At 71.3% G+C, this 12080-nt stretch carries 6 protein-coding genes; 2 read left to right on the plus strand and 4 right to left on the minus strand.

Annotated elements, in window-relative coordinates:
• Window positions 1–161: 161 nt before the first annotated feature.
• On the minus strand, window positions 162–3473 hold the full coding sequence (locus AB0I15_RS40900) for a WD40 repeat domain-containing serine/threonine protein kinase (RefSeq protein WP_358108438.1): 3312 nt from the start codon (window positions 3471–3473) through the stop codon (window positions 162–164).
• Between the two features lie 355 nt (window positions 3474–3828).
• Here AB0I15_RS40900 and AB0I15_RS40905 point away from each other — a divergent pair, with 355 nt between their 5' ends.
• Both AB0I15_RS40905 and AB0I15_RS40910 read left to right on the plus strand, forming a co-directional pair.
• Window positions 3829–6576, plus strand: coding sequence for a heparinase II/III family protein (locus AB0I15_RS40905; protein ID WP_358108441.1), 2748 nt, complete (start codon window positions 3829–3831; stop codon window positions 6574–6576).
• A gap of 125 nt (window positions 6577–6701) precedes the next feature.
• Window positions 6702–7844 carry a serine hydrolase domain-containing protein gene (locus AB0I15_RS40910; protein WP_358108445.1) on the plus strand — a complete coding sequence of 381 codons (1143 nt, stop codon included), beginning with the start codon at window positions 6702–6704 and terminating at the stop codon, window positions 7842–7844.
• A gap of 7 nt (window positions 7845–7851) precedes the next feature.
• Here the strand turns inward: AB0I15_RS40910 and AB0I15_RS40915 are convergent, their stop codons facing one another.
• The 3 genes from AB0I15_RS40915 to AB0I15_RS40925 form a co-directional block, all read right to left on the minus strand.
• Window positions 7852–9009 carry an ROK family transcriptional regulator gene (locus AB0I15_RS40915; protein WP_358108449.1) on the minus strand — a complete coding sequence of 386 codons (1158 nt, stop codon included), beginning with the start codon at window positions 9007–9009 and terminating at the stop codon, window positions 7852–7854.
• A gap of 48 nt (window positions 9010–9057) precedes the next feature.
• The gene (locus tag AB0I15_RS40920) at window positions 9058–10551 is read right to left on the minus strand and encodes a glycoside hydrolase family 36 protein (RefSeq protein ID WP_358108452.1); all 1494 of its coding nucleotides are present in this window, start codon (window positions 10549–10551) and stop codon (window positions 9058–9060) included.
• A gap of 79 nt (window positions 10552–10630) precedes the next feature.
• Window positions 10631–11992, minus strand: coding sequence for a sugar ABC transporter substrate-binding protein (locus AB0I15_RS40925; RefSeq protein ID WP_358108455.1), 1362 nt, complete (start codon window positions 11990–11992; stop codon window positions 10631–10633).
• Window positions 11993–12080 lie beyond the last annotated feature (88 nt).

The raw sequence follows: 12080 nt of genomic DNA on the forward strand, positions 1-12080 counted from the left end.
TCCTCAGGGGGGTGGAGTGGACGAGCCCCCGCCGGCAGGGGTGCACTCAGATTGACATTTCGAGCGACCTACGTGATACCTCCCAATTTGCCCATAACGCCGTGGTATGGATGGACGACACCTTTCCCGGCCGTCCCGCCGGAGAGCCGCAAGGGCGCGCGTCAGCACACCTGCCGTTGGGGCACCCCCGGCAGGTGGAGCTCCCACTCGGCGGGAGTGAGGTCGCGGCCGGCCCGCCGGCACACCGCCCGCGCCAGGCGGTCACCGTCCAGCGGCAGCTCGACCACCGTGCGGTCGGTCGTCATCCGCAGGGTGGCGTCTGCGGTGAACATCAGGTGCCCCACGATACGGCCGTCGGCGGGCACCGCGGCGAGGCGCGTCATCGTGGCGGTGTCCCATACGTCGACGACACCTCCGTCGAACCCGGAGCCGTACGCGGCGACCATGGCGCCGTCGGGGCTGAAGGCGATGTGCTCGGTGCCCGCGTCGTCGGTCTGCTGGAGCGGAGGAGACAGCGGGATCCGCCGGCGGATGTCCCACAGCGTGATGGTGCCCTGGCTGCCGCTGACCGCGATAAGCGGTCCCGCCGGGCTGGCGGCCACCGCCGACAGGCCGCCGGCGGTGAACCCCTGGCCGATCTTCCCGCCGGTCCGCAGGTCGAGCATGACGCCGGTCGGCGACACCAGAGTCGTGCCGTCCGCGGCCAGGACGAACCGGCCCAGCCCCGCGTCGAGCATCCGGTCGCCGACCACCTTGCCGGTGGCCGTGTCCACCTGCACCAACCGGTCACGGTGATGGGGCGGGTCGTTCACCTCCAGGCTCACCAGGTGGAGTCCGCCGTCGGGGCTGAACGTCCGCCAGGCAGCCGTCCAGCCGGTGGGGATCGAGTACGCCCACAGCCTCCGGCCCGACGCGGTGTCCCGCGCCGCCAGGGTGCCGTTCTCCGCGATCACCCGCATGCGGTGGCCCGGCACCTGTTCCTCGTAGAGATTCGCCCGGCCGAGCGGCTGCGGCAGGCGCGTCACGCGAAGGCGGGAGCGCAGGTCGAGCGTGACGATGGTGTCGTCCCGCTGGTAGCGCAGGGTGGCGCCGTCCGGGTCCAGCCACATCTCCTGCGGCTGCCCGTCGATCTTGTGCTCCAGCACCCGCGTCCTGCCCGCCCAGACCGTGATCGTGTCGCCGCTGTAGCCCGCCGTCGTCTTTCCCGCCGACCTGAGCCCGCCCCCATGCATGCCGTCGAATCCGGAGGCCTGCCAGTACGGCCCCTTGGTCCGCCGGCCGGTCACCAGGTCCCAGGAGGTGATGTCGCCGTAGGCGCACAGCAGACGGGCGCCGTCCGGGCTGAACGTGGCCATCGAGCCGCATTTCCTGGGGACGCGGTCGCTGACCGTCATGCCGGGCAGTCGCACCAGTCTCACCTCGTTCCCGTGGACGGCGGCGAAGTAGGCGCCGTCGGCGGAGACGAGCGGGCCGTCGGGAGCGTTGGGGGAGGTCGCGGGGTCGAAGCCGGAGCGGTAGATGAGGCTGTGGGCCCGCCCGGCGACGGGGTCCCACAGGGTATGGACGCTGGTCCCCCGCCCCAGCGCCACCAGCGACTCGTGGTCGCCGAAACGCACCAGCGGAAGCTCACCCCCCTCGCCCAGGGACCGCTCGCCGAGCTTACGGCCCGACCGGACGTCCCACGCGGTGATCCGATTCTCCTTCGACGCCACGACGAGGATCCGGCCGCCAGGGCTGAGCGCCGCCGCAGCGGGCGTCAGCGCCTGGCCCGCCGGCCAGGACCAGGAGGCGACCATCCGGCCGGTCGGCACGTCATAGAGGTGTACGCCCTGCTCGCCGACCCCGGCCATCAACCGCCCGTTGCCGCCGGCCGCGATGGTGCTGACCCCCGCGACCGCCGGCAGCCGGAACACCGACCGCTCCGGCGCCTGCAGCGCCTCCACCAGCCCCGCCCTGGTGCCGGCGCCGGGGGCCAACCGCCAGCCGGCGGCGTTCAGCAGCATGGCCTTGACCGGATCCGTCGTGCGCAGCCGCGCGGCCTCGGCGGCGACCTGCCGGCCGGTCACCAGGTCGCGCTGGTCTTGAGCCTGGCTCCCCTGCCACACCGCGGTGCCGGCCGCGGCCACCGCGACGGCCAGCAGCGCGGCCAGTGCGGCGGTCAGCGCCCGCCGGCGATGGGTCTGCCGCCGCGTCAGGCCGGTCGCCGCCTGCAGGAAGTCCCGCTCGCGCGGGATCAGCGTGGCATGCGTACGGCCCGTCGCCGCCCAGGTCAGAGCGTGCTCCAGACGGCTGCCACGCAGCAGGTCGCCGTCCCTTCGCCCATGGTCGTCCCAGTCACGGGCGGCCGCGCTGATCTCGGCCAGCGTGGCCAGCCCCTCGCGTTCGGCCCGCACCCATTCGCGCAGCCGCGGCCAGGCGCGCACGACCGCCGGCCGGGCCAGCACGACCACCTCGTCGTCCGTGGACACCAGGTAGCGGAACGCCCGCAGCACCGGCCCGGCCTCCGGCCCGAGCTCGTCGGCCGTGGCCCCGCGCTCGCCCAGCGCCACCAACCGCAGGAAGATCTGGGCGGCCTGCTCGCGCTCCCGCGGCGCCAAGGCGGCGTAGGCGTCCTCGGCCAGAGTCCCCAGCGAGGGGTCGTCGTGGCCGGGCGCCACGACGCCCGCGGCGGCTCGCCGGCCGGCCGCCAGCAGCTCGGCGGTGTCCGCGGCGCCGCCGGTCACCAGGGCCAGCAGCAGGTCGCGCGCCGTGGGCCGGGCCTTCGGATCCTTCGCCAGAGCCGCCCTGACCAGGGACCGCACCGGATCGGGCAGCCCGCTCACGTCCGGCTGCGCCGACAGCACCTGGTGCATGACGGCGCTCACGTTCTCGCCGCCGAAGGGATCCTCGCCGATGGCGGCGAAGACCATGACCGCGCCCCACGCGAAGACGTCCGCCGCGGGCCCGGCCCGCTGCCCGGTGAGCACCTCCGGCGCCATGTAACCGGGTGTCCCCGAGACCACGCCGCTCCTGGTGAGCGACATGTCCGCGGTCCTGGCGATGCCGAAGTCGATCACCCGGGGCCCGTCGGGGCCGAGCAGCACGTTGTCCGGCTTCAGGTCGCGGTGCACGACGCCGCAGTCGTGGATCGACGTCAACGCGGTCGCGACGGCCGTACCGAGCCGGTGCAGGTCGTCGCCACCGAACGTGCGTCCCTCCCGCACGGCGCGGCGCAGGCTCGGGCCCGGGACGTACTCGCTGACGATGTACGGCCGGCCGCCGGTCAGATCGGCGGCCAGGACCTTCGCCGTGCAGAACGAGGCCACCCGCCTGGCCGCCGCGGCCTCCTTGGCCAGCCGGTCATGGCTCTCCCCCGGATGCAGCACCTTGACCGCCACCCGCCGGCCGTCGGGATCGTAGGCGTCGTAGACCACGCCCTGCCCACCCGAACCCAGCCGGCCGGCCACCACGTAGTCGCCGATTCGCGTCTCCACGCCGGTTTAGACGCGGCACGGCGACCGCAAGTTGAAACCGCGTCGCTCACTCCCGGCCGGGTCGTGGCGTCACGGCCTGGTCGCGTCAGATGCTCAGCAGGTCACCGCTTCGGGAGTGCCGGCCGGGATCTTCGGCATGGCGTTGACGATCTTGGTTTCCACCACTGCGCCGGCAGCGCCTTGCGGCTCAGCGCCGGGTGGCTCGGACATGTGCCGCCAGCCGAGGAAGCGGTAGGTTCCGGGCTCGAAGATCAGTTCGGTGCGCTCGTATTCACGCCCGGCAGATCATTCTCTCCACCTGGCCTCCCGCGTCCGGCATACCGCGGACATACCGCGCGCCCCTACCGTGGCGCGCATGTCTCCCTCGTCGCGGCGGCTCGCCGTCCTGCTTCTGATCGCCGCGTTCCTGGTGCCGACCCCTCCGGCCGCCGCGGCCGCGCTGTCCGACGCGGGCTTCTTCGGCCGCTGGAGCGCCGGTGCCTGGACGGTCGGGCCGCGGCTGAACTACGCGCACACGGGCCTGAAGCCCGTGGAGATCGCGGTGAAGGCGGGCGACTACGCGCTGGCCAAGCAGCGACTGCTGGACTACTACCGCGCGCGCCCGGCCATCGAGGCCGGCGGCTTCTCGCACACGACCTGGCCGGGCGCACTCGAGCTGACCCCCAGCCACATCTGGACGCTGGGATCGGGCGAGGTCTACATCAAGACGCTGACGTTCGGCCCGGGGGAGAAAACGGTCACCGCCGACGTCACGAGCAGCGTCAAGAGCGGCAAGCCCGGGTTCTTCCTGATGAGCCGGTACAAGGACGCGGTCATCGCTCTCGTCAACAGCAGGAGCAAGGGATCGGGCAAGCCCACCCTCCGCCTGACCCTGGCCGACGGCTCGGTCAAAACCCTTCACCCCGCGCACGACACCTACATCTGGGCGGCCCACCCGAGCGGCGTGTACGGCGCCAAGTACTACATGCAGGTCAGCGACCAGGGCGTGGGGCCGTTCACCGACGAGACGCGCAAGGCGTACCTCCGGTTCGACCTCGCCGGCGTCACGGACGTGCGGAAGGCGGAGCTGACGCTGACCGGCGCGGCCGACACCGCGAAGGACCTCATGCTGTACGGCAACGCCGAGACCTTCGACGAGGCCACCCGCACCTGGTCCACCACCGTGCAGAACACCTTCTCCTGGCAGGGCGACCCCGGCGGCTTCAACTGGAAGCTGCCCGCCGGCGCCGACAACGAGTACCTCTACCAGCTTCCCCGCTTCTACTTCGCCGGCCCGCTGGCCCTGGAATACCAGAAGACCGGCAACGAGCAGCACGCCCGCACGCTCATCGGCCTGATGACCGACTTCATCAAGGACGCCGACGGCTACGACGCCGACCAGGGCGCCGGTTCCTACCCGGGTAACCTGCACGCCGCGCGCCGCCTGCACAACTGGATCGCGGCCTACGAGATCCTGCGCAGGAGCCCGTCGCTGACCCCCGAGGCCAACACCGCGATCCTCAAGACGATGAACCGGGCCGGCCTGTACCTCCAGGTGAACGTCAACGGCACGCCCAACAAGATGCAGTCACAGAAGATCACGCTGCTGCACGCCTCCGTCTACTTCCCGGAGTTCCGCGTCGCGCCTGCGTGGCGGACCAACGCCGCCGGCTTCCTGTCGGCCCAGCTCGACGACTCGACCTACGCCGACGGCGGCTACAAGGAGTCCACGGACGCCTATCTGCGGGGCTACCTGAGGCAGTACGCGGACGTCGTCGGCTACATGCGGCGCAACGGCATCGCGTTCACCGCCAGCGCCAAGCTGCGGCGGTTGGCCCGCTTCCTCATGGACCAGAGCTATCCCAGCGGGTACGGCCCGGCGTACGGCGACAGCGACTCCCTCGACCTGCGCGGCACCCTCGTGGAGCTGGGCGAGCTGCTCGACGACCCCGAGCTCCTCCATGTCGGCACCTCCGGCAGGTCGGGCGAGAAGCCGGCGCACACCTCCGTCCTCTACCCGGACACCCGGGTCGCGGTCTCCCGCTCCGGCTGGACCGCCGACGCCTCCCACCTCCGGATCAACGCCGACCGCGGCAACCACGGCCACCCGGACGAGCTGGCGATCACCGCGTACGCCTACGGCCGGCCGCTCCTGCCCGACATGGGCACCTTCACCTACAGCACGGACGGCAGCGCGAAGTGGCTGCGGCTCACCACGGAGGCGCACAGCACGATCGAGATCGACGACCGGCCGCAGACCTCGACCGCGGCCGGCGGGATCTCGCACCTGATCGCCAACCCCGCCTTCGACCTGATCGGCGCGAACACCGAGGGCTCCGCCGGTGTCCGCCACGAGCGATCCGTCCTGTCGCTGCACTCGGGCCTGTGGGTGGTCTCCGACCGGCTCAAGCCGGTCAACGACGCCGAGCACCGCTACGAGCAGAACTGGCACTTCGCCGCGGACGCCCATCCCTCGATCCGTTCCGGGACGAAAGCCACGACCACCGCCTTCGCGACGGGCGCGAACCTCACGATCGTCCCCGCCGACCCGGCCGAGGTCGCCTCCACCCTGCGCGACGGCTACTACGCGCCGCGCTTCTACTCGGTGGAGAACGCGAAGTACGCCTCCTACGTCAAGACGGACACCGGCCAGCAGACCTTCGACACCCTCCTGCTGCCGTCCAAGAGCGCGGCCGACACCTCGGTGACGGTGGAACGGCTCCCCGTGGGCGCCCTCCCGTCGTACGAGGCGACCGCCCTCAGCCTGAGCGGCGGCGCGGGGGTCTACTACAAGTCCTGGACCACGAAGGCGCCGCGCGCGTTCGGGCCCTACACCTTCGACGGCAAGCTGCTCTACGCCGACGCCGCATCGATCGTGATGGTCGACGGCTCGTCGGTCGAACGTGCCGGCGCGACTCTGGTCAAGGCGCCGGCCGCGGTCAAGGACCTGGCCGTCACCTTCGGCGGGGACGGCACCGTACGCATCGCCGGCAGCGGGCTGACCGCGAGCACCGACCCGGCCAAGGCCATCGCGATCGCGGCGCCGGACGCCACCCAGGTGATGCTCAACGGCAAGGTCGTCCCCTTCGAACGCGCGGGCGCGCTCATCTACGCCGCCGCCTGAAGACGTCACCCGCGGCGCGGCCAGGGCCCGGCTCGTTCCGGTGCGATGGAAACGCCGCGGAAACGGCCTCCTGACTAGGACTGGAGCGTCACATCGGAGCTTCGGCCTTCTAGGAGAAGTCATTCATGGTTTCGCGTCAATCGGCACTCACCCGCGTCGTCTCGGCGGGATGCGCGGCGCTGGCTCTGAGCGTGTCCGCGCCCGCCATCGCGGCGACGGGCGACGCCTCCGTCAAGCTGGGGGACGTGCAGAAGGCGATGGAGGCCTTGGTGAAGGCAGGCCACGTGGTGGGCGCCATCGGTGAGGTGTACGTGAACGGCAGGCGGGCCGGGAAGGGGTCGGCCGGATCCCGGCTGCTCGACGGCCGGGGCGGCGCGATCCCCTCCACCGCCCGCTACCGGATCGGGTCACAGAGCAAGAACATGACCGCCACCGCGGCCCTGCAACTCGTGCGGAGCGGCAGGCTGAAGCTGGACGACAAGCTCGGCACGCTGCTCCCCGAGACGGCGGAGCAGGATCTCGTGGAACGCGCCGACGAGATCACGGTACGCGACCTGATCCAGCAGACCTCGGGCATCCCCGACTTCCTCACCCCCGACATCGACCCGCTCGACTCCACGGTCACGTACCGCCCCGTCGACCTGCTGGCCGCCTCCCGCAAGCGGCAGCGGCCGTCGGAGATCGGGACCTTCAACTACTCCAACACCAACTACATCCTGGTCGGCATGATCATCGAGAAGCTGACCGGGCGTTCGCTGGCGGCCGAGCTCAAGAAGAGGATCTTCACCCCGCTGGGCATGCGCGACACCTACCTGCCGGTCAAGGCCGCCGAGGGGATCAAGGGCCCGCATGGGCACGGCTACAGGGAGGATGAGACGGGCAAGCTGCTCGACGTCGACAAGCTCAACGCCACCACCATGCTGGGCGCCGGTGGCGTGATCTCCACCGCGCACGACGTCAGCGCCTTCGAACGCGCGTTCACCCAGGGCAGGCTGCTGCCGGACTCCCTGCGCAAACTCATCACCGACCCGGCGCCCGGCCAGCAGCCGCCGCCGAAGGGCGGCCTGTGCGAGGGCAACCCCAGCTTCCAGCCGCGCGGCGGCAGCGCTCCCGGTTTCGTCGCCGTGACCTACACCTCTCCTGACGGGAAGCTGCAGTTCGCGGTCTCCGTGACGGTGGCCGCGGACGATGCCGAGCGCGGCGCTGTGGGGATGCGCGTCGACCAGGCCCTCAAGTCGGTGTTCTGCCCTGCGGCCGCCGCCGGCTGAGGTCTGGTCATGAAGGGACGGTGAGCGGGGCCGGCATCCCGTCGGTGAACAGCCGCGCGTCGACCTGGTCGAGGGCGACGCGCAGCGCGCCGAGGGCGACGCTGTCCGCGCCGAGATCGGAGGCCCGGATCTCGGGGACGCGCAGGCAGAGCCGGCCCAGCTCCTGCTCAAGGGGATCGATGAGGAGGTCGGCGGAGCGGGAGTAGCCGCCGCCGAGGATGACGACCTGCGGATCGAGGGTCAGCACGAGGGCCGCGGCGCCCACGGCCAGGTCCTTGACGTAGCGGCGGAGCGCGGTGCGCGCGTGGCGGTCGCCTTCGCGGGCGCGTTCGAAGACCCAGGCGGCCTTGTCGTTCGGGTGGATGTTCTCCGGGGCCCCCGGGCAGTTCTCGATGTGTGAGGGGGCCGTGAGCCAGCGGACCGCCTTGAGCGCGCCTATCTCGCCGGCCGCTCCCCCGTAGCCGCGCCGCAGGTTGCCGTCGAGGATGAGGCCGGCGCCCGTGCGCATGCCCGCCAGCAGGTAGACGATGTCGTCGGCGTCCTGTGCGGCGCCCTGCCAGCGTTCGGCGACGGCGGCGAGCTTGCAGTCGTTCTCGACCAGGATCGGGCAGCCGAACCGGGCCGCGAGGTGCTCGCTGGGAGAGACGCTCGCCCAGCCGGGCAGCGGGGTGAACAGGGTGGTACGACCGGTCGCGTCGACAGGGCCGGTCACCCCGACCGTCACCGCCCAGATCTGGTCGGGCCGCATCCCGGCCGCCGTCAGGCACTGGGAGAGGGCGGTGTCGACGGCCTCGAGCCGCGCGGCCGGGTCGGCGTCGGGCTCGACCGGCAGCCGATGGCTGTGCAGGACCCGTCCTTCGAGGTCGGCGAGCAGGACGAGTATCTTGTGGCCGCCGACGTCGACGCCGAGCACGTGTCCGGCGGCGGCGTTGAAGTGGTAGCGGCGGGCGGGCCGGCCGACGCTGCTGCCGTCGGGTTCGACGACCTTCACCCAGCCGTCGGCGACCAGCCCGCGGACCACGACGTCGGCCCCGGGCCGGGACAGGCCGGTGCGGGCGGCGAGCTCGGTGACGGTGGCGGGCGGTTGACCCCGCATCGCCCGGACGATGCTCAGCGAGTTGAGCTCGCGGAGCTTGCTGACGTCGGCTCCGGCCGCCTCGGGCACCACTACCCCCCAATTATGCTTCGTTAAAGCGAAATTCTAGCGGCCCCTTCACGAGATCGGGTACTGCTGCCCCGGGCCGAGCGCGGCCGTGAAGTCCACGGTACGGCCGTCGATGGTGAAGCCGTACCGGCCTTCCTGCGTGATCTCGGGCTGTTCGGCGAGGTAGGCGGCCATGTGCTCGAACTCGTCCGAGCTGAGCCAGGACGGCGGGTCGGAGACGGCCTTGAAGCCGCAGATCGCGGCCAGGTCGTGCAGCCAGCCCATCTGGGTCTCGGTGAGCAGGTTGAGGCGGCTGCGGAAGTAGACGATGTCGGGGTCGACCTGGAGGAGCGGCGACTGCCACAGCCGGTGCAGCGTGTTCACCACGGCGTTGTACGCCATCGCGTCCGAGGGATCGTCGGTGGCGTAGTTGGTCCACAGCGGGGCGACGTCGGGGCCGCTGCGCATCCCGTCGACGAGCCCGAGCGAGGGCAGCAGCAGCCCACCGCTGGCGAGCAGGTAGACCTCCGGGCCCGCGACGCGCCGGATCAGGGCGAGCCCGTCCCGGTAGGCCTGCTCGCGCGGCGCGCCGGAGTGCCGGACGCCGGGGACGGCGCCGGCGTTGATGAAGTCGATCTTGAGGTAGGTGAAGCCCCATTCGTGGACCACGCGGTGGATCAGGTCGGTGAGGTGCTCCTGGACGCCGGGGTGGGTGAGGTCCAGCGCCCAGTAGCCGGTGCCCCAGTTGTGGCCGGCGACGACCGGCTCACCGCCGGCGTCGCGCAGCAGGTACTCGGGATGTTCGCGGGCCGTCGCCGAATCGGGCAGCACGATGAAGGGCGCGAGCCACAGGCCCGGGCTCATCCCGGCGGCGGTGATCCGGTCGGTCAGGGCCCGCATGCCGGAGGGGAACTTGTCGTTGGGCCGCCAGTCGCCGACGGCCCGCTCCCAGCCGTCGTCGATCTGGACGACGTCGAACCGCAGGCCGGCCAGTGCGGCGATGTCCTTGTTCAGCACCTCTTCGGTGATGCCCTCGTAGTAGGCGTACCAGGTGCACCACACGTTGCCGGCGCGCCGGTCGCTGCTGCCCAGCCGCTCGGCCAGTTGCGCGGCGTAGTGCGCGAAGACCTCCCGCTCGGGCCCGTACGCGAGGAACCAGGGGGCTCCGACGTCCTCGCACCAGCCGGCGAGCGTGTCGTGGTCGGCGGCCAGGCGGGGGGTGCCCAGCCCGAGCGAGCCCAGCAGCAGCACCCGGCCGTCGGCGCCCTGCACGGCGGCCACCGCCGAGGAGTGGTGGCGGGCCGGATCGTCCCAGACGGTGTCGTCGGCGGTCAGGCGGCGCTCGGGAGCGGCGATCCGCAGAGGGGGCTCGCTGAGGCGGCGCCATCCGCAGGGGCTCCAGGAATTCTGGCCGTGGCGGTAGAACAGGGCGTCGCCCAGGCCGTGCAGGATCGCGACCCGGCCTGGTGGCAGGACCAGACCGCCGGCGACGGGCTTGGGGGGCTCGGATCCGGTGAGTTCGACCGCGAAGTCGCGGCCGGCCAGGTCGACGAGCAGGGGCATGGTTCTCCTTCGAGCAGCAGTGACCGTCCGGCGGGAGGCCCAGCGTGGATCCCGCCGAAGGTGGCAGAGGATGGAACGGTCAGCCGAACAGGCCGTTGACCTCCTGGTTGGCCTTCGTCAGCGCCTCGGCGGGGGCGGACTGGCCGAGAATGACCGACTGCAGGGCGTCCTGCACGATCTGGCTGATCTCGGTGCCGTGCTCGGTGATCGGCAGCAGGAACGTGCCGCCCGGCGTCTTGGTGTAGTCGACGTACACCTGCACGTCACGGCCCTTGGCCTTGTGCGCGGCCAGCGCCTTCTCGCTCGAGGTCTTGATCGCGGGGAAGACCACGGCGTTGCCGCCGACCACGTCCTGGCAGGCGGCCGATCCGAGGTACTTCACCCACTTCCAGGCGGCGTCCTTGTTCTCGGTGCCCGCCCAGATCGCGTCCGACAGGCCGTTGATGGCGCTCTTGCGGGCGCCGACCGGGCCGACGGGCAGGGGCGCGAGTGCGAACTTCTGCTTGGCGTCCTCGCCCAGATAGGTGTTGATGGTCCAGGAGCCCGCGATCGTCAGCGCGGCCTTGCCCGCGCCCATCACCGCGTCGATGCCGAGCGTCGACTGCTTGTCGAACTTGGGCGCGTACCCCTTGTCGGTGAGCGCCTTGTACCAGCCGATGGTCTCGATCAGTTTGGGGTCGTCGTACTTGAACCGGGTGCCCCACGGGTTCTTGTCCAGGTAGGTGAAGCCGTTCGCGGCGGCCAGCTCGCCCCAGCCGTTCTGGCCCTGCGAGCCGTCGTTCCACTCCGGCTGGTAGCCGTAGACGGCGACGTGATCCTTGTCGAAGTCCGGGTCCAGGCCGTCGCGGCCCTTGTCGTCGACGGTGAGCTTGGCGATGACCTGCTCGAAGCTGCCGCCATCGGTGGGGTTCCAGGTGAGGTCGGCCAGGTCGGCGGCCTTGAGGCCGGCCTTGTCGAGCATGCCGCTGTTGTAGACGACCGCCTCGGTGTCCCAGTCCTTGGGCAGCCCGTACCGCTTGCCGTCCTTGGTCCACAGCTCCGCCAGCCCGTCCTGGTACTGGCTCAGGTCGACCTTGTCGGCGTCGACGTAGGGCTGGATGTCGAGGATCTGCTGGCTGGAGACGAACTGCGGATAGTAGGACACCTGGTTGGTCCACACGTCCGGGGCCTGGCCGGCGGCGAGCTGGGTGGTCAGGTTCTGCCAGTACTGGGCCCAGGCCGTCTGCGTGATCTTGACGGTGACGTTCGGGTTCGCGGCGTGGAAGGCGTCGGCGCAGGCCTGGTAGGAGGTCTGCTGGTTGTCGTCCCACAGCCAGTAGTCGAGGGTGACCGGGCCGCTCCCCGGGTCGCCGCCGGGCGCGGAGCCCCCGCACGCGGTGAGCGTGGTGCCCGCCAGCAGCCCGCACAGCAGCGCCGCGCCGGCACGCTTCCTATTGATCATCGAGGTGCCTCTTCCTGGGGGGTGGGGCGGAGGGCCAGAAAAGTTCCCTCTTGCCTTGTTCGTTCTCTCGAATAATGATGTGGCTCAT

It is taken from the genome of Nonomuraea sp. NPDC050643 (genome assembly GCF_040654715.1).
In the GTDB taxonomy this organism is placed as follows: Bacteria; Actinomycetota; Actinomycetes; order Streptosporangiales; family Streptosporangiaceae; genus Nonomuraea.

Coding starts and splice junctions, on each gene's coding strand:
- AB0I15_RS40905 (WP_358108441.1), top strand. CDS start 3,829: ATGTCTCCCTCGTCGCGGCGGCTCGCCGTCCTGCTTCTGATCGCCGCG.
- AB0I15_RS40910 (WP_358108445.1), top strand. CDS start 6,702: ATGGTTTCGCGTCAATCGGCACTCACCCGCGTCGTCTCGGCGGGATGC.
- AB0I15_RS40920 (WP_358108452.1), bottom strand. CDS start 10,551: ATGCCCCTGCTCGTCGACCTGGCCGGCCGCGACTTCGCGGTCGAACTC.
- AB0I15_RS40925 (WP_358108455.1), bottom strand. CDS start 11,992: ATGATCAATAGGAAGCGTGCCGGCGCGGCGCTGCTGTGCGGGCTGCTG.